General features: G+C 35.7%; 19 protein-coding genes. 15 read left to right on the top strand and 4 right to left on the bottom strand.

From position 1 onward, the window contains the following. The first annotated feature begins 449 nt into the window (after positions 1-449). The gene (locus tag CDZ92_RS11395) at positions 450-671 is read left to right on the top strand and encodes a hypothetical protein (protein ID WP_096155361.1); all 222 of its coding nucleotides are present in this window, start codon (positions 450-452) and stop codon (positions 669-671) included. 36 nt (positions 672-707) lie between these two features. Here the strand turns inward: CDZ92_RS11395 and CDZ92_RS11390 are convergent, their stop codons facing one another. Continuing rightward, complete coding sequence (locus tag CDZ92_RS11390) at positions 708-986, bottom strand: hypothetical protein (RefSeq protein ID WP_141395218.1); 279 nt, start codon at positions 984-986, stop codon at positions 708-710. Between the two features lie 797 nt (positions 987-1,783). Beyond that, positions 1,784-4,060 carry a DUF4084 domain-containing protein gene (locus CDZ92_RS11385; RefSeq protein WP_141395217.1) on the bottom strand — a complete coding sequence of 759 codons (2,277 nt, stop codon included), beginning with the start codon at positions 4,058-4,060 and terminating at the stop codon, positions 1,784-1,786. A 258-nt stretch (positions 4,061-4,318) separates the two neighbouring features. Here CDZ92_RS11385 and CDZ92_RS11380 point away from each other — a divergent pair, with 258 nt between their 5' ends. The 11 genes from CDZ92_RS11380 to CDZ92_RS11330 all read left to right on the top strand — a co-directional run bounded on the left by CDZ92_RS11380 (position 4,319) and on the right by CDZ92_RS11330 (position 14,145). Then, entirely contained in the window at positions 4,319-4,846 is a 528-nt protein-coding gene (locus CDZ92_RS11380) for an RNA polymerase sigma factor (RefSeq protein WP_096155358.1), read from the top strand. Beyond that, positions 4,821-5,396, top strand: a complete 576-nt coding sequence (locus CDZ92_RS11375; RefSeq protein WP_141395216.1) for a hypothetical protein — start codon at positions 4,821-4,823, stop codon at positions 5,394-5,396. The genes CDZ92_RS11380 and CDZ92_RS11375 overlap by 26 nt, the downstream gene beginning before the upstream one ends. Positions 5,397-5,600: 204 nt before the next feature. Continuing rightward, positions 5,601-7,958: an FtsX-like permease family protein gene (locus CDZ92_RS11370; protein WP_096155356.1), complete on the top strand. Its 2,358-nt coding sequence runs from the start codon at positions 5,601-5,603 to the stop codon at positions 7,956-7,958. An 11-nt stretch (positions 7,959-7,969) separates the two neighbouring features. After that, positions 7,970-8,632 carry an ABC transporter ATP-binding protein gene (locus CDZ92_RS11365; RefSeq protein ID WP_096155355.1) on the top strand — a complete coding sequence of 221 codons (663 nt, stop codon included), beginning with the start codon at positions 7,970-7,972 and terminating at the stop codon, positions 8,630-8,632. A 217-nt stretch (positions 8,633-8,849) separates the two neighbouring features. Then, positions 8,850-9,194, top strand: coding sequence for an ArsR/SmtB family transcription factor (locus CDZ92_RS11360; protein WP_096155354.1), 345 nt, complete (start codon positions 8,850-8,852; stop codon positions 9,192-9,194). A 14-nt stretch (positions 9,195-9,208) separates the two neighbouring features. Continuing rightward, positions 9,209-10,507 (top strand): arsenic transporter, encoded by a 1,299-nt coding sequence (locus CDZ92_RS11355; RefSeq protein ID WP_096155353.1) that lies wholly within the window; start codon positions 9,209-9,211, stop codon positions 10,505-10,507. 266 nt (positions 10,508-10,773) lie between these two features. Further along, entirely contained in the window at positions 10,774-11,193 is a 420-nt protein-coding gene (gene arsC, locus CDZ92_RS11350) for an arsenate reductase (thioredoxin) (RefSeq protein ID WP_096155352.1), read from the top strand. 69 nt (positions 11,194-11,262) lie between these two features. Further along, positions 11,263-11,622: an arsenite efflux transporter metallochaperone ArsD gene (gene arsD, locus CDZ92_RS11345; RefSeq protein ID WP_096155351.1), complete on the top strand. Its 360-nt coding sequence runs from the start codon at positions 11,263-11,265 to the stop codon at positions 11,620-11,622. A gap of 22 nt (positions 11,623-11,644) precedes the next feature. Next, positions 11,645-13,411 carry an arsenical pump-driving ATPase gene (gene arsA / locus CDZ92_RS11340; protein WP_096155350.1) on the top strand — a complete coding sequence of 589 codons (1,767 nt, stop codon included), beginning with the start codon at positions 11,645-11,647 and terminating at the stop codon, positions 13,409-13,411. Positions 13,412-13,422: 11 nt separating this feature from the next. Next, complete coding sequence (locus tag CDZ92_RS11335) at positions 13,423-13,848, top strand: protein-tyrosine phosphatase family protein (protein ID WP_096155349.1); 426 nt, start codon at positions 13,423-13,425, stop codon at positions 13,846-13,848. A gap of 18 nt (positions 13,849-13,866) precedes the next feature. After that, on the top strand, positions 13,867-14,145 hold the full coding sequence (locus CDZ92_RS11330; RefSeq protein ID WP_096155348.1) for an adhesin: 279 nt from the start codon (positions 13,867-13,869) through the stop codon (positions 14,143-14,145). 133 nt (positions 14,146-14,278) lie between these two features. On the opposite strand, the gene CDZ92_RS11325 is transcribed toward CDZ92_RS11330, so the two are convergent. Next, positions 14,279-14,596, bottom strand: a complete 318-nt coding sequence (locus tag CDZ92_RS11325) for an ArsR/SmtB family transcription factor (protein WP_096155347.1) — start codon at positions 14,594-14,596, stop codon at positions 14,279-14,281. Between the two features lie 165 nt (positions 14,597-14,761). Between CDZ92_RS11325 and CDZ92_RS11320 the strand changes: the two genes are divergently transcribed. From CDZ92_RS11320 to CDZ92_RS11310, 3 genes are read left to right on the top strand one after another with little or no spacing between them, the layout of a single operon-like run. Further along, positions 14,762-15,571: a GNAT family N-acetyltransferase gene (locus CDZ92_RS11320; protein ID WP_096155346.1), complete on the top strand. Its 810-nt coding sequence runs from the start codon at positions 14,762-14,764 to the stop codon at positions 15,569-15,571. A gap of 20 nt (positions 15,572-15,591) precedes the next feature. Next, positions 15,592-15,921, top strand: a complete 330-nt coding sequence (locus CDZ92_RS11315; RefSeq protein ID WP_096155345.1) for a hypothetical protein — start codon at positions 15,592-15,594, stop codon at positions 15,919-15,921. 23 nt (positions 15,922-15,944) lie between these two features. After that, the gene (locus CDZ92_RS11310; RefSeq protein ID WP_096155344.1) at positions 15,945-16,376 is read left to right on the top strand and encodes a VOC family protein; all 432 of its coding nucleotides are present in this window, start codon (positions 15,945-15,947) and stop codon (positions 16,374-16,376) included. A gap of 245 nt (positions 16,377-16,621) precedes the next feature. Here the strand turns inward: CDZ92_RS11310 and CDZ92_RS11305 are convergent, their stop codons facing one another. Continuing rightward, complete coding sequence (locus CDZ92_RS11305) at positions 16,622-17,233, bottom strand: Type 1 glutamine amidotransferase-like domain-containing protein (RefSeq protein ID WP_096155343.1); 612 nt, start codon at positions 17,231-17,233, stop codon at positions 16,622-16,624. Between the last annotated feature and the right edge of the window lie 112 nt (positions 17,234-17,345).

Below are 17,345 nucleotides of genomic sequence, written 5' to 3'. Positions count from 1 at the left end.
CGATCATTCCTACTTATTTTCCAAAAATCGTGTAGCAATTGTATTAGGGAATATTTCGAAATTAGAACAAAACAAAATCAAATTTCGCTCGGTAGAATTCGTTTTTACTTTTCTCTTTCTATACAAGGGTATTGCTACGCAGACTTGACTACTTTATCAAAATCTAAAAAAGTATTGTTCTTTTTATTCGGGGCGTTAGCTAGTCTACTGCTGAGTATTATCGCTTTTGTTTCTTTAAGTTCCATTGGGCATCCGATTCTTCGTGAAGTTATCGTATATACGGCTAACTTCAACTTCATATGTTTCTATTAACTATTATTCCGATAAAATATCCGAAATGGTATTTATATGCAGGGAGAAAAAGTGATGGGTTACAAATAGTGGAATGTCTTAAGGAAAAAAAGATGGCGGCATAAGTTAATTTCTAAACAACTTGAGGAGGTAGCATAATGAGTAAAGACAAAGTAATTGGTTGGTTCATGTTATGGGGATTAATCTTACTATTTGAATTAATTTGGCTATATGCTCAATCTGCAAATACATATAATTATGGCGCACTAATTTTTATTGTAACGCTAATCTTTGTAACGGTGTCCGTCGGGGCAGTCGGACTTACCATCTTAATCAAATTTAGCAAAAGTGATATAGACGATAAAGAGGAAAGTGGATGAGAACTTTCCTCTTTTCTATTCCTAATTATTGGATTACTAAATGTTTTCCAACCACCCTGAAAGTTCTCCATCCTTACAGTTTAAATATTTACTTCTAGAAGATGTAACATCCACTAAAAAATACGTGTCTTTTCGATCAAAACAAGCCATCAAATACTTCTCAAGTACATCAATATCCTCAGTTGTTTTTACTAAAAAAGCAGTATCATGAACATTTTTTATATCGTAGAGTTTGGCCAATCGTTCATCTATGCAGTTATTTGTCCATTCTTGCTTACTAGCACATTCATATGTAAATAAGTATATACGATTCAATTTTTTCATTCCTTTCCTCTTAATATAATCATAACAAACGAAGCGAAGGGAATAAAACAGAACGATCATATGGATAGCTAATTATTTCATACTAAAAAAAGTGCGGTTCAACAGTCAAAGGAACCGTACTTTAATCACTTTTCTAAGACAAAGTGTAGTTCATAAGGCGAATGAACCGTACTTTAATCAATTCTCTAAGACAAAGTGCCGTTCAACAGGGGAATGAACCGTACTTTAATCACTTTTGTAAGACAAAGTGTAGTTCATAAGGCGAATGAAATGTACTTTAATCACTTTTCTAAGACAAAGTGTAGTTCATAAGGTGAATGAACCGTACTTTAATCAATTCTCTAAGACAAAGTGCCGTTCAACAGGGGAATGAACCGTACTTTAATCAATTTCCTAAAACAAAGTGCCGTTCAACAGGGGAATGAACCGTACTTTAATCAATTTCCTAAAACAAAGTGCCTTTCAACAATCAAATGAACCGTACTTAAATCACTTTTCGAAGACAAAGTGTCGTTCATAAGGCGAATGAACCGTACTTTAATCAATTCTCTAAGACAAAGTGCCGTTCAACAGGGGAATGAACCGTACTTTAATCAATTTCCTAAAACAAAGTGCCGTTCAACAATCAAATGAACCGTAATTTTATCACTTTTCTAAGACAAAGTGTCGTTCATAAGGCGAATGAACCGTACTTTAATCAATTTCCTAAAACAAAGTGCCGTTCAACAGTCAAAGGAACCGTACTTTAATCGTTTTTCTAAGACAAAGTACCGTTCATCAGTCAAATTTCAACTTTTTTCTTTCAAGAATTGTGTAACTTCCTCCGCTGGAACTGGTTTACTAAAGTAATATCCTTGAAACTGTTTGCATCCCATACTCTTTAGTATTTCTAGTTGTTCCTTTGTTTCTACGCCTTCTGCTACCAAATCAAGTTGTAAACTTCTTGAAAGAGAGATGATGGAAAATACGACGGTTTTATTTGCTCCTTCATTGTTCAATTCCTTTACAAACTCTCTTGGAACTTTTAAAGCATGTATGGGCAGTTTTACTAAGTATGCGAGCGATGAGTAGCCTGTACCGAAATCATCAATGGACACTTGAATACCTAGATCGGTAATTTCATTTAACTTTTGGATGGTATCTTCATTACTGTACATAGCAATTGCTTCCGTTATTTCTAGTTCTATGAGCGCTGGATTAATTTTCGTTTCTAATAATATTTCTTTTAACATGTCTACAAAACCTGCTGATTGAAACTGTTTAGGTGATATGTTGACAGCTACTTTTATTTTCAATCCAATATCTTGCCATATCTTCCCCTGTGAGCAAGCTTCTCGTAAAACCCACTCGCTAATAGGGCCTATCAGATTCATGTTTTCCGCTATTGGAATGAAGGAAAGAGGAGGTATCAAACCTTTTTCAGGGTGATTCCATCGAATCAGTGCCTCTACACCATATGCTTTCCCACTTTTTGAGTTCATTTGCGGTTGATAGAATAAAGTGAATTCATTGTTTTGAATAGCATGGAAAAGATCTTTTTCAATCATAAATTTATTCTTTGATTCATCTTGCATTTCTTCCTCATACACCTGATATTGATTTTTACCTTTTGATTTTGACTCATACATTGCGATATCTGCTTTTTTCATTAATGATAAAGGAGTGGTAGGTGCATGATCATATGTATAAAATGCAATACCAATACTTGCTGTTGTACGGAAATCCGTTCCTTTTATATTATAAGGAAAACTTAGCTGTTCAATAATACGATTTGATATATTCAACACTTCCGATTCCTGCTGACAACTTGATATTAACAACGTAAATTCGTCTCCACCTTGTCTAGCAACTATGTCACCTTCATTCACACAAGTAAGTAGGCGCTTAGATACTGCGTAAATTAGTTCATCACCTGCATCGTGCCCTAATGTGTCATTAACAAGTTTAAATCGATCTAAATCTAAATACATAACAGCTGTCATTCCCTGATTTTCATGCACCGCTTGAAGCTGTTGGGCCAACTTCTCTTCGAAAAAAGCTCTGTTTGGAAGTTTTGTTAAAGAATCGTGATGAGCTAAATAATTGTATTGTTGTATTAGTCTTTTGTTTTCTACTAAAACGACTACTTGTCTAATAAACACAATAATAATGGCAATAAACGTACCAACATTTATGGCTTCCGTATTTGTATTTCCAGTCTTAATCAATACTATTAACAGTAAGGCGATGCTTGCGTATGGTAACGCAATTTCCATAAACTCTCGTTTCAACTTGCTTCCTTTTTTCTTACGTGTGTGTTTGCTACTTTTCTCTTCGAAATAAAAACTGGATATCCCTACAAGTAATAATGAAGCGGTGAAAAGTGGATCAATTAAACTACCAGTATCATAGTTACCTGTCACTAATAAATACAAGTAGCTAGAGTCAGCAACGATTTGAAAGACTAGTCCTAACAGGATAATAAAAAGCCCTTTTCGCAACTTTGTAAAATTCTCACTTAAATAAAGAGTGATGATGACGGAAGCTAGCAATAAAAGACCTCCAATTGGATATCCCAGATAAACAAATAAAAATACACCGTCTATATCTGAATCTAGAACTAACTTGTGAATCAGAAAGTGATAGCTTAGTGTAGTTGCTACTGTCATGATAATCAGTATTTCAAATACAAATCGTATTCCTCTAAAAATTCTTCCTTCCGAAAACCATAAAAAGATAAAACCTATTAAGAAAAATATTATTTGCAACATATAAAATAAATCAGGGGAACCTGGGAATGGTATTTCTGTCCTTAAATATACTTCATAATAACTCCATGCGATTTCTGCTAGAAAATAACTAAAACATCCAGCTGATAAAAGAATTAAAAAAGGTTTTGAGATTTGTTGTTTTATTCTTGTTGCGCGAAAAAGCCATATGGAAGCTAACAATGGAGCAAGAAGGGAAAATAGATTACGAACGACAACGATGTAAGAATTTTCGTCGTTTCCAAAAAACAGAACAACGTAATAACTTAATATATAAGTAGTAATAAAAAAAATTAACAACTTTTGTTTGGAAAACAACACGAGATTCACCTTCTGAATAGGTATTTAGAACTATACTGATATTCTACTACATTTCGACAAGATATTACATATATGTTCTCTATAGTGGTGTAATTATTTACTTAAGAGTAAAGTTGTAAAAGGGAAAAAATGTTATATTGGTGAAATAAGTGTAGAATTCTATATTTTCCTTTCTGAAAAAATTTATTATTAAAATGCAACTTTTTCAATACTCGTTCGACTATAGAGGTACAAAAAAGAACAGGAGGTGCACGGTTGACTTGGGAGGATCTTTATTTAGAATATAGCGGTAAGATTTATCGATACATATTACTTATGGTAGGAAATGAAGAAACAGCAGAAGATTTAACGCATGACACTTTTGTTAGAGTTGATAAGGCCATTAAAACGTATAAAGGAAATGCTAGTTATTATACATGGCTAGTCTCGATAGCCCGAAATGTAACATATGATTATTGGCGGAGAAAGAGGAAGATTCGCTTTCTTCCATTAGGGAAAAAAGAAGCCGCAGTCAGTCGTGACTTTCCTGAGGAGTTACTTTTAAAAGAAGAAGAAATACAAGAGCTTTACTTTGCAATAAGGAATTTAAAATGGAACTACAAAGAGGTAATCGTACTAAGGAAAATACAAGGACTATCAATAGAAGAAACAGCAATGGCGCTTGGTTGGTCCATCAGTAAAGTAAAATCTACTCTACAAAGAGCGTTGATTGCATTAAAGGAAGAAATAGAAGTTCAACAAAGGAAAGGGGGACTTCATGATGGACAAAAAAACGTTAAGTAATCATACACCAGACAATCACTTTTCTAAGTTGGGTGAATGGGAACGAAGGGAGGAGAGAAAAGAGGCAACGAGAAAGAAGATCGAAGCCACAATAAAGAGACAAAGATTTTCTTTTCGTCCTTATGTCGCTACAAGTGTAACCGTCGTTTTGTTTGCAATTCTATTAATTTCTTTTTTACCAGTACTAAACAATAGTGAACTGGGGCAAAGCCAAGTAACAGAAGAAAAGATAAAAATGGAAGGGAAATTAATAGAAGAATATTTTATGGTGGAACCGACACAGTTGATTAATAGACAAGTATTAATTGCAAGAGTATATGAAACGCAAAGAGAGATGAATTTTGGGAGCAATTTTTTCAAAAAGATTGGAGATGTAACGGTTCAGTATGAAAAAATAGAGCTAACAAATAGGGATAAACTAAATATGGCTTTTCATTTCGAAGGAGTTACTTATACTATCCAATACTTTTTAGATGAGAATAATGATGAACAAGAAGCCTTCCAATTTGCTGAAGAAGTAATTAATAAGGTGAAAAGTAAGGAGATGTAAGGAGGGAAAGCTTTGTTAAGGTACCTTTTGATTTCGATAAGAGAAAGATGGGCAACAATGAGTCTAGTTATCCTAACTTTATTCACTGTTGGAATTGGCTAACAATGGTCCCAAACAATTTCGGAACGTATTAGTATTCAAGCCAAAAGCGATTTAGAAGAAAATTGGCGTTATCAATATGATATTTTAGTTCTACCTAATAGCATGGACCAGGACTTAGCGTTAGAAGGCGGTTGGATACCACCACAGTCAAGTATATCTTCCTATGGTGGTATCTCTTTTGAAGAGCTTGAAATAATTCGAGAAATTTCAGGTGTTAAAGTCGCAGCTCCATTATCATTAATTGGCTTTTATGAAGGAGCAGGGATCTCCACACAGGCTGCTAATGCAGAAAAAGGCTATTTTTATATTATTAATATGGAAAAGAAAGTGAATGATGGATTAAGTGATCATATTGTAAGTTCATCTAACTTTCTAACATACTATTACGAAGAGGAAATGGAAGACTCCCTCATTTTTCAATCTTACAATAAAGAAAAAAATATTCCAGAGGGTTTTCGAGTTCAAGTTCCACCCATGGGGCATTTAAGGTATCCAAATGAATTACTAATTGTAGCAATTGATCCTGAAGCGGAAGAGCAAATCTATTCATTCGAAGAAAGTATGGAAGGGGGACTTTCCTCTTTAATTGAAGCAAAAATCAACCACTCTTCACAACCTACTTTGCCATTTATTGCACTAATTAACCAAGAGTACGAAGTAGAAGAAACGTTAAAAATTTTGAAAATAGATATTCCTTCTGAAGTTACAGAAGATGATTTAACCGAAGGTACGGAAACCTATCTAAGAAGTCTTCCATATGAGGAAATTGTAAATATCACTATTCCAACCTTTTCGCCTGAATGGCGACACAAAAATACCAATCTTTATGTAGAGAATGATAGTTACATAGAAGACCCAATCGGTATTGCGCCGTTCTCAACATTTTATAAATATAGCCCTTTAAAATATCGTGTGTTATCTGAACAAGCAGGAACGATTCCAGAAATACTGGTAGAGCAAGTACCACCACCATCTTTCAAAGCATTCAGTATTGATTTTCCGACCTACAGAACTCTGTTTGATGAGAATGAGGATTTGCATTTAACACCTAATATAGTTGGTTATTATGATCCGGGGAAAATAATACCGTTATATGAACAAGCATGGGAGATTGGTGACCCTGTAGACATATATACACCTTACCATAGTATGATTATGGAAGACGGTGATGGAAACAAAATTCCACATTCTCCACTACTTCCTTTACCTATAAAAAGTACATACTATCCTGGTGCGCCAGATATGCTTACTACAATTAATGCAGCCAGAATCTTTTATGGAGAAACACCACCACTATCCTCCATAAGAGTCGTAGTAGATGGAGTGAGTGATCGAACTGCAGATAGTCAACGAATTATCGAGGATGTTGCAAAACAAATAATAGATAAAACAGGACTGAGAGTAGAAATAATGTTAGGATCTGCTCCAGGAAAAGTACATGTTCAGTTAGAAGGAACGGAAGAAGGACAGGTTGGGAAAGTAGAAGAAGCATGGCAACAACAAGGAGTTAGTTGGACAATAGAGGAGCAAATTGAGGGAACGAATAAATATCTTTTCTACTATATACTTTTTATGAGTCTAATTTTCTGCTATACAGTAAACACTCATAGTTTGTTAAAACGATCAAAGGAGTTTGCTATGCTCCGAGCTATTGGCTGGTCACGTAAAAAAATAGGAATAACTTTATTTTTGGAAGTATTGGTTCTCACTTTTATTTCCATTGTCTTATTAGTTTGTGTAAGTGCATTTAATAGGATGCTAGATTCACATGAATATCTCTTAATATGGGCAGTTTTATTTTTACTTACAGCGATTGGATATGTGTCTGGTAGTGTAAAAGTACTTACTGTTTCACCGAGAGAAGGGCTGCATGGTGAAACAAGGCAAAAGTCCAAAAGAAGAGGCATTGGAATAAGTGGACTTGAATCATTTATTTTACATCAAATGCTAAGAAGACCGTTTCGCTTCGGATTACTAGTAATAATGATTGCCATAACAACACATATGATTTTATTATTTGTAACTACTCAGCAAAGTATGTCAGACATTCTGTTTTTAAGCTTTTTAGGTGAAACCATTGATATGAAGTTAGAGTCCTATCAACGAACTTTCTTGTATGTTGGAATTATGTTATCCGTATTGAGCATTGGGTTTATTTTAGCTTTAAGTATTGTAGAACGAAGTAGTGAATGGACACTTTTTCGATCAATCGGTTGGTCGAGAAGTAAAATACAAATGTTTTTGTGCTTAGAAGTCGGTGTAATTGGATTTGCGGGAGGAATATTAGGTACTTCAGGTGCTGGGCTTATGATAAATATATTTACGCAAACTTCATTGCCTGCTTGGTATTACATCGGTGCATTCCTTCTGCCTACATTAGCATTAGTGTTTTTCGCATTAATAGTAGTTCGTATTTTTGGTGGGAAGTCTAATGTTTTAAACGGTCACTACTCAGCTTAGGAGGGAAACAAATGATTGAAGTAAAAGGTATATCTAAATCCTATCAGGTAGGAGAAGAAAGTATATGCGTCCTAAACAATGTATCCCTTCATATAGAAGCGGGCAGTTACGCTTCCATTGTGGGACCATCTGGCTCTGGAAAGTCAACTTTGATGCATATTGTTGGTGGCCTAGAAACTTTTAATGATGGGGAAGTAAGGATAGATGGAGAAGAAATAAATAAGTTAAACGATGCAAGGCTTTCAACATTTAGGAAAGAAAAGATAGGGTTTATTTTTCAACAGTTTCAACTACTTTCTACTGCCACAGCTTTAGAAAATGTTATGATGCCACTTTTATCATTCTTTAGCTCTAAAGATGTAAAGTATAGGGCAGAAGAAGCTTTGCAGAAAGTAGGACTTTCGCATAGAAAGCATCACTTACCATCAAGAATGTCCGGTGGAGAGCAGCAAAGAGTAGCAATTGCAAGGGCGTTAGTTACTAACCCGAGAATTTTATTGGCAGATGAGCCAACTGGAAACTTAGATTCAGACACAGGGAATTCTATCATCAAGTTAATGGAAGAAATTCACGATTTAGAAAATGTGACAATTATGATGATAACACACGATATGTCCATTGCAGAGCGTGCGGATAGAGTAGTTAAAATATTGGATGGTAGAATTGTTAGTTAACTTTTGTAAAAGTGCATTTTAATCTATATATTGCTGTTGAAAAATGTGTCCTTACTTATAAGGGCACATTTTGTCTTTACAAAAACTTAACAAAGTATCGGTTGAAATTAGTATATAAGTGTTTTATTATATAAGTGCTTGATTATATGTTTATATCTTTTTTATTTCATTCATAACATAACAGATTTAATACAAAACTAAGTGTGGAGGTGTTATTATGCAAACTACTTCAGTGGAACTTGAGAAAGCAGCGACTTTATTAAAGTTATTAGGTGATAAAACAAGGCTCACAATGGTAAAAATTATGGACTCACATGATTGCTGTGTTTGTGAATTTGTCGAGATTTTTAAAATGAGTCAACCAGCTATTAGCCAGCATGTGCGTAAATTGAAAGATGCTGGGGTAGTGAATGAATCAAGACGAGGGCAATGGATTATTTATTCTTTAAATAAATCAAGTGAACTTTATCCGCTTGTAAAAGATTTACTGAACCATCTCCCAAATCAAGATGAGAAATTAACAGAATTAGAAAAGCAGGGACTAAGAATCTCTTGTGAATAATAGGGGGAAACAACATGACAGCGACAATTCTCGCATCATTGATCTTTTTACTTACGCTAACGTTTGTTATTTGGCAGCCAAAAGGATTATCCATAGGATGGTCAGCAATTGGTGGAGCAATATTAGCGTTAGCGGTAGGTGTTGTTGATTTTTATGACGTAATAGATGTTACATCGATTGTATGGAATGCGACCTTAACATTTATCGCCATCATTATTATCTCACTCATACTAGATGAAATTGGATTTTTTGAATGGTCTGCACTTCATATGGCTCGCCTTGCAAAAGGTAGTGGTGTAAGAATGTTTGTTTATGTATCTTTACTAGGAGCTGTTGTAGCGGCATTTTTTGCAAATGATGGAGCGGCATTAATCTTAACGCCAATCGTTCTCGCGATGGTTCGAAATTTGAACTTTAACGAAAAAATGATTTTTCCATTCATCATGGCAAGTGGATTTATTGCAGATTCTACGTCGTTACCATTTGTTGTGAGTAACTTAGTAAACATCGTATCAGCTGACTTTTTTGGCATCGGATTTGTTGAATATGCAACTCGTATGTTTGTACCGAACTTGTTTTCATTAGTAGCAAGTATTTTAGTTTTATACTTATTTTTTAGAAAAAGCATACCGAAAGATTATGATATGTCACAGCTAAAAGAACCTGTGGAAGCTATTCGAGATCCTAAAATGTTCAAGTTATCTTGGTATGTCCTAGCGGTATTACTTGTAGGGTATTTCGCAAGTGAGTTTATAGGTGTACCAGTATCATTTGTAGCGGGAATTATTGCCATTTTCTTCTTACTAATGGCTAGAAGAAGCCCGGCTGTTAATACAACAACAGTTGTAAAAGGTGCACCTTGGGCGATTGTATTTTTCTCGATTGGTATGTATGTCGTTGTTTATGGATTAAGAAATGTTGGATTAACTAACGTGTTAACAGATGTGATTCAATGGACTGCTGATCAAGGTTTTTTTGCCGCAACGATTGGTATGGGCTTTATCGCAGCGATTCTTTCTTCATTCATGAATAACATGCCAACCGTGATGATTAATGCACTGGCAATTACAGATACGAATACGACTGGTGTCCTAAGAGAAGCATTAATATATGCAAACGTAATTGGTTCTGACTTAGGGCCGAAAATTACTCCAATTGGATCATTAGCTACGTTATTATGGCTACACGTACTCTCGTTAAAAGGCGTGAAAATCTCATGGGGAACTTACTTTAAAGTAGGTATCGTCCTAACCATCCCAACATTGTTCATTACATTGGTTGGTTTATATATGTGGTTGCTTATCATTCACTAATAAATTTTCCTTCAAGTTGTAGTATGAAAGGAAAGTTTGTGTAAAGCTTTAAAATTTTCATATCAATACAAAGTTGTTGTAAGCACGAGGTGTGAGACTCCTGCGGGATTAGTGTGTCAAGGGAGACCCCACAGGCGCCGCGCGCCGAGGAGGCTCCCGAGACCACCCGCGGAAAGCGAACACCTCGTGCTTACAACAACGGTTAGTACCCTGTAATTGTAATAAATTTGTAAGGGTAACTTTCACAAACAAAGGAGCTAATTCAAATGAGCAAAAAATCAATTTACTTTTTATGTACTGGAAACTCTTGCAGAAGCCAAATGGCAGAAGGTTGGGCGAAAAAATATTTAGGAAACGAGTGGGATGTTTACAGTGCTGGATTAGAAGCACACGGCTTAAATCCAAATGCAATTAAAGCTATGGAAGAAGCTGGAGTAGATATTACTGGACACACTTCAGATGTAATTGATCCGAAAATTTTAGACAATGCAGACTTAGTAGTAACACTTTGTGGCCATGCAGCAGACCACTGTCCAGTAACACCACCTCACGTAAAAAGAGTTCATTGGGGATTTGATGACCCTGCGAAAGCGGAAGGAACAGAAGAGGAGAAGTGGGCTTTCTTCCAGCGAGTGCGTGATGAAATTAAAGAACGTATCGAACGTTTTTCTAAAACGGGCGAATAATACAATCAATGTAGCCAAGGGAACATTCTCTTGGCTTTCCTATTATAAGAAAATTAGGAGGTAAAGGTAATGAGTAAAATTGAAATTTATGACCCAGCAATGTGCTGTTCTACTGGAGTTTGTGGCCCAAGTGTGGACCCAGAACTAACTAGACTTGCATCTGCTGTTTATTCTCTAGAAAAAAAGGGCTTTGATATTAAACGTTATCAATTAACAAACGATCCGGATAAATTTACGGAAAACAGTGAAGTAAACGCATTACTTCATGAAAAAGGTCCAGATGCTTTACCAGTCATCTTACTAGATGGAAAAGCTGTAAAAGTAGGAACATACCCAACAAATGAAGAACTTGCTGACTGGTTGCAAGTAACACCAGAAGAGTTAACAGAAAAACCGCGTATTCGATTATCATTAAACATGAAAAAATAAGGAAGAAAGAAGTGAAATTTCAATGTTTCCATCTTTTCAACCAACGGAGATAGTAAGTACGCCATTTTTATTTTTTACAGGTAAAGGTGGAGTTGGAAAAACGTCCACTGCAAGTGCAACGGCGGTCGCGTTAGCAGACAGTGGAAAAAAGGTGCTTTTAATTAGCACAGATCCAGCTTCAAACCTACAAGATGTTTTTGGTGTCGAGTTAACCAATACACCTCAATCTATCCCAACTGTAAGTAACTTATATGCGAGCAATTTAGACCCAGAGGAATCTGCTAGGCTGTATCGTGAAAAAGTAGTAGGGCCTTATAGAGGGAAATTGCCAGAAGCTGTAGTTGCGACAATGGAAGAGCAATTATCAGGAGCATGTACGGTTGAAATCGCTGCTTTTGATGAGTTTACTAGTCTATTGACAGACTCGGGAATTGTATCTAATTATGACCATATTATTTTCGATACTGCACCTACAGGACACACTCTTCGATTACTACAATTACCGACTGCTTGGAGCGGTTTTTTAGAAGAAAGTACGCATGGAGCTTCATGTTTAGGTCCTCTTTCTGGACTAGGTGATAAAAAAGATGCTTACGGAAAAACAGTAGCTGAGCTGTCTGATGAGAGCAAAACGACATTAGTGCTTGTAACAAGGCCAGAGCAATCTTCTATTATGGAAGCGAGTAGGGCATCGGAAGAGTTAAGAGAAATTGGCATGCAAAATCAACTGTTGATTGTAAATGGCCTTTTAACGGAAAGAGTAGAAGAGGACGAAGTTTCTACTGCTTTCTATAATAGACAAAGGGAAGCTTTCAGTATGTTACCTAAGTCATATCTCCAAAAAAACACTTACAGTTTACCGTTTGTTTCGTATCCTTTAACCGGTGTAGATAACTTAAGGAAACTTTTTCGTAATGAAGATGTCTTAGTGGAAAAGGTTTTAATAGAAAGCAATATAGAGCTACCAGGATTGAAGGATGTTATTCAAGATTTCTCAGAGAGTAATAAGAGAATCATTTTTACAATGGGTAAAGGTGGAGTAGGGAAAACGACGATTGCATCTGCTATTGCAGTAGGATTAGCAGAAAAAGGACACCGAGTTCATTTAACAACAACCGATCCAGCTAGTCACGTCCATTATCAGTTCCAACAAAGCGCCTTGAATGAGAAGCTAACTATTAGTAGTATAGACCCTAAGCAAGAAGTGGAAGCATATAAGTCAAAAGTTATGGAAAAAGCGGCTCCTGATTTAGATGAAGAAGGACTAGCCTATTTACAAGAAGACTTAAATTCTCCATGTACAGAGGAAATTGCAGTATTTCGTGCATTTGCGGATGTGGTAGCAAAGTCAGATAATGAAATAGTTGTCATAGATACGGCTCCAACAGGACATACGCTACTGCTGCTTGATGCTGCTCAGTCTTATAGCAAGGAAATTTCTAGGTCTACAGGAGAAGTGCCAGAAAGTGTAACAAAACTACTTCCAAAACTAAGAAATGAACAAGAGACGGCTGTTGTAATTGTAAGTTTAGCTGAAGCAACGCCAGTGTTAGAAGCAGCCCGATTGCAAGAAGACTTAAAGCGAGCCAGCATTCAACCTACATGGTGGGTCATGAATCAGAGTATGTATGCAACAGGAACAAAAGACCCAGTATTGAGTGGAAAAGCAGCTTCGGAACTCTTTTGGTTACAAAAGGTGAGCGACGAACTAGCTGAGAAGTGTGCCATCGTACCATGGATGAAAGAAGAAAAAATAGGCTATGAAAAATTAAAAGACTATTCCCATTAGGAGGAACATCAATGGATAACAAAAACTATCATGAACTTATTAAAGGTCGCATTTTTATAGGTGGAGCAGATGACGTACAAGATATGTTGAATAACGAAAAAGTAGACGTTGTGTACGATTTACGTGCGGAAGCGCCAAATGAAGAGGTTACGTACACTCGCTTGCATAGCCCGATTGTAGATGATGCAGCAGATCAAGATGAATCCATTAAGACTTCTGTTGATCACGTTGTAAAAGCATACAACGAAGGAAAGAATATTTACTTCCATTGTCAAGGAGGCAGCAATCGTACAGGTACAGTCGCAATCGGCACATTGCTATCCTTAGGCGAAGCTACTACAATGGAAGAGGCAGAGAAAATTGCTAAAAAAGCTCGTCCAAAAATTAACGTAAAACCTGAAATGAAAGAAGCTTTAGGGAGAGTTTACGGGAAATAAGAGGGGAATGGATTTTACATGTTACAGATAACAGATAATGCGAAAGAAATGATTCAAACTGTATTGAAAGAAAATGGAGCGGAAGGAATTCGCTTGTTTGAAGTAGATGGGTGCTGTGGACCACAGTTTGCTCTTTCACTTGATGCACCAGAAGAAAACGATCACGTTGAAACAATCAACGGAGTTGTAGTTGCGATGGAAGAACACATTGTGAAAGTGGAAGGACTAGTTTTAGATCTAGAAGAATCGGAAAATGGCACAGGCTTAGTGTTAATTGGTGCGGATGGTTGTTGCTAGTAAGTACTCATATAATATTTAAAAAGAGTAGTCACAGCTGAATTTGGCCTTTGACTACTCTTTTTATTGTTTTCTCTGTGCGCGCCAAGAAATGTGAATGGACACAATCTCTATAATTCCTTGCCGCAATTCATCACTTTCGAAACAAACAACACAACTCTTCCGACAACAGATTATTAATTTCTTTTTGATTTAGATCGTAATAACTCCACGTTCCACGTGTTTCCTTCGTAATAATCCCTGCATCTAGCAAAATCTTTAAATGATAAGATAACTTCGACTGCGCCATACCTATCATAGGCGCTAAATCACAAACACACATTGCACCTTTTTCCGTTAAAATGTTCATAATTTGTAGACGTTTTTTATCAGCAAGAGCTTTAAACTTACTTTCATACGAAGCGAAGATTTTATCTTTCGAGATGTCCTGTATAAAGATTTCTTGTTTCATAAAATCACCTTCTTCAAAGTATTAATCAAATTTTATTGATACTTATATCGTATGTTTTATGGCATTAGAAGTCAATGTGTAATGTGGAATTTCAAATAATTTAAAGGAAATGGAATTCAAATGTAGAAATGTAAGGGATAGTTAATCAATAAAGGAGTTCATAGTATGTTTCAAATATTCGATACTAATGACTTAGAAAAAACCTCTTTCATACATAATGAAGTCCAGTACAATATCATTCACCGAATATTAGAAGGTGACAATGCCATAAGATATATGTCTAGAGATGGCAACTTAATTTACGCACAAACACCAGGAAATAATCCTTGGCTATGGATGGATAAAAAAACCAAAGAAGAAGAAAAAAATGAGTTAGTTAACAAACTCTTATCCTTTTTAGCTCACGTAAAAATTCCTGGTATCACGGCGGAACCAAATCTAGCCAATTATTTTGCAGATGAGTATGCAAGAAGGAATAATAAATCATACTCATTAACGATGGAAATGGAAGCATATGAACGAACGGAAGTTTTACCTCCTAAAACGGTACAAGGAGAAATGAAGCTTCCTTCGGATAATGATGTGGAATATATTGCACAATTTCTTTCTGGATTTTATTTAGATGGTCATGGATTGGAAGTTGATCCTATAACGCTACTTGGTAAGGCAAAAAAAATCATAGATACTGGAAATCTTTATATATGGGTTGTAGACGGAATCCCTGTTTCCATGACAAATGTTTCACATCGGTCACCACGACATGCCAGAATAAACAGTGTGTATACACCACCTCAACAGCGTAAAAAAGGTTATGCAAGTGCTTTAGTTCATGAAGTGTGTCGGGGAATTGAACGAGATGGACTAACACCAATGTTATATGCCGATGTTCAGAATCCTACTTCTAACAAAATCTATCAAGACTTAGGATTTAAGGTGTGTGGGAAAATTAGAGAGTTTTCATTCATTACTGAGTAGTGAATAAAGGTGGAATAGATTTGAATATAGCAACAGTGGACGTTAAGGTACAAGTGAATGAAAATGACTTTACGGAGAGGGAATTGAAGCTACTAGAAGTACTTTTCTTAAACATAGCTGCACCAGCTAATGCACAAATTACTGGGATTGGATTAGCTTTCAATCCTCTAAGCTTGGGAGAGAAAGATATTTTTTACATGCAATTTGCATGGCAAAACTCTCTTGAGGATAAAGTTTATTCAGAAATGAAAGAAACGTTAAATAGAAGGTTTGAAATTGCATTGAAAATGTCTAACATTGAAGGGGTAACTATCAAATTCATTGAAAATTCATTTGCAACAACTATATAGATAAATAAAAGGAGATGTAAAGTATGATCCCACAAAGAGTTAGTTTATTAACAATCGGGGCAGTATACTTACCAGCTTTACGCGCATTTTATCAAAAATTTGGCTGGGAAGAAGGAGAAATAAGCTCAGACAATTATGCAGTATTTAAAACAGCTGGTGTTATTCTCTCCATTTTTCCAATTGAAGAATTAGCAAAAGATGCTGGAGTGGAGATTAGTAAAGATATAGAATCGTTTCGTGGTGTCACATTTGCTATAAATGTAGATTCAGTAGAAGATGTGGATACAACGATAGAAGCAGTTAGACAAGCTGGTGGAAAGATTCTTCGTGAACCAAGTGATGCGTTTTGGGGCGGAAGAACGGCCTATTTCGCGGACCCGGAAAATAATTTATGGGAAGTCGCTTGGAACCCTTCCTCTGTTTTTGATGAACGTGGGGCAATGTTAAGCTTTTAATATAAAAAATAACCTTAGAGATAGGGTTATTTTTTATAAAAGGATTGGTGAAATAAATAAACTTAGCCTACAGAAAGTAAGCCAAACTGATGTAGTTTTGTGTTTATCAGAAGCAAAAAATTTACCCCTTAAGAAAAGCAAATAAATTTCTTTACAAGTGTAAAAAAATATATTCCAAAACCTATTAACTGCAAAGTTATAGACTATTTTCTTAAAAATAACGGAGCAAGTATAACCTCGATTGACTAATCCTTTATCAAAACAAATTCATCATCTTTTAACCGAATAACTTGCTGACCCATTTTTTGTTCGAATTGCAATAATCGCTGTTCAATCGTTAAACTCTTTTTGTTTCGGAATAAATCTTCTCTGTCATAGTGAGGGAAGACTAATTTGTCTGTTAGCTTTAATGCATCTAACTTCTTTAACTTAGTTGTGTTCATTTCTGGTGTAAAAAATTGTGCAACTTGAATGTTGCTGCCTAATACCATTGCTCCAGCACTAACCCCTACTATTACTACGTTTTCCTTTGCTAAATTTTTCAAGATGTTACTGGCACCACTTTTTTTCAAATTCATTAGTAAATGGAATGGATTCCCACCATTAATGTATAGTACATGGTAGTCTAGAAGAGAAGAGGCATCGTCCGTTTCCACGTCTAAAAATTGTACTTTCTGAAATCCCATTTCTTTGAATTCTTGATGTGCCTTTTTGGCAAAGCGATTATTTTCTTTTTGAGCGGAAGCGGTAGTGATTATAACTGCATTTAAGTTAAGAGGTGAGTCTTCTATTAGTTCGAAAAACGCCTCTTTAATTTCATCTGTATAAAAACCGCTGGAAGTCATTAATAATTTCATACTCTTGTTCACCTCTGTACGTTAATAATTCTATAAACACAACAAAAAACCTTTTATTTGAGAAAATGGGAACTTGAACTTGTGTAGCGTCGTCTATTTTATGAAAGAAAGG

This window comes from Bacillus sp. FJAT-45066, from assembly GCF_002335755.1.
Taxonomy (GTDB): domain Bacteria; phylum Bacillota; class Bacilli; order Bacillales; family Bacillaceae_I; genus Bacillus_CD; species Bacillus_CD alkalisoli.
This window is presented reverse-complemented; position numbering and strand designations above follow the sequence as displayed.

What these genes read in the sequence shown, in the direction of transcription:
- arsA (WP_096155350.1), top strand. Translation starts at nt 11,645, where the DNA reads ATGTTTCCATCTTTTCAACCAACGGAGATAGTAAGTACGCCATTTTTA.
- arsD (WP_096155351.1), top strand. Translation starts at nt 11,263, where the DNA reads ATGAGTAAAATTGAAATTTATGACCCAGCAATGTGCTGTTCTACTGGA.
- CDZ92_RS11360 (WP_096155354.1), top strand. Translation starts at nt 8,850, where the DNA reads ATGCAAACTACTTCAGTGGAACTTGAGAAAGCAGCGACTTTATTAAAG.
- CDZ92_RS11355 (WP_096155353.1), top strand. Translation starts at nt 9,209, where the DNA reads ATGACAGCGACAATTCTCGCATCATTGATCTTTTTACTTACGCTAACG.
- CDZ92_RS11305 (WP_096155343.1), bottom strand. Translation starts at nt 17,233, where the DNA reads ATGAAATTATTAATGACTTCCAGCGGTTTTTATACAGATGAAATTAAA.
- arsC (WP_096155352.1), top strand. Translation starts at nt 10,774, where the DNA reads ATGAGCAAAAAATCAATTTACTTTTTATGTACTGGAAACTCTTGCAGA.
- CDZ92_RS11320 (WP_096155346.1), top strand. Translation starts at nt 14,762, where the DNA reads ATGTTTCAAATATTCGATACTAATGACTTAGAAAAAACCTCTTTCATA.
- CDZ92_RS11365 (WP_096155355.1), top strand. Translation starts at nt 7,970, where the DNA reads ATGATTGAAGTAAAAGGTATATCTAAATCCTATCAGGTAGGAGAAGAA.
- CDZ92_RS11375 (WP_141395216.1), top strand. Translation starts at nt 4,821, where the DNA reads ATGATGGACAAAAAAACGTTAAGTAATCATACACCAGACAATCACTTT.
- CDZ92_RS11335 (WP_096155349.1), top strand. Translation starts at nt 13,423, where the DNA reads ATGGATAACAAAAACTATCATGAACTTATTAAAGGTCGCATTTTTATA.
- CDZ92_RS11310 (WP_096155344.1), top strand. Translation starts at nt 15,945, where the DNA reads ATGATCCCACAAAGAGTTAGTTTATTAACAATCGGGGCAGTATACTTA.
- CDZ92_RS11395 (WP_096155361.1), top strand. Translation starts at nt 450, where the DNA reads ATGAGTAAAGACAAAGTAATTGGTTGGTTCATGTTATGGGGATTAATC.
- CDZ92_RS11325 (WP_096155347.1), bottom strand. Translation starts at nt 14,596, where the DNA reads ATGAAACAAGAAATCTTTATACAGGACATCTCGAAAGATAAAATCTTC.
- CDZ92_RS11330 (WP_096155348.1), top strand. Translation starts at nt 13,867, where the DNA reads ATGTTACAGATAACAGATAATGCGAAAGAAATGATTCAAACTGTATTG.
- CDZ92_RS11370 (WP_096155356.1), top strand. Translation starts at nt 5,601, where the DNA reads ATGGACCAGGACTTAGCGTTAGAAGGCGGTTGGATACCACCACAGTCA.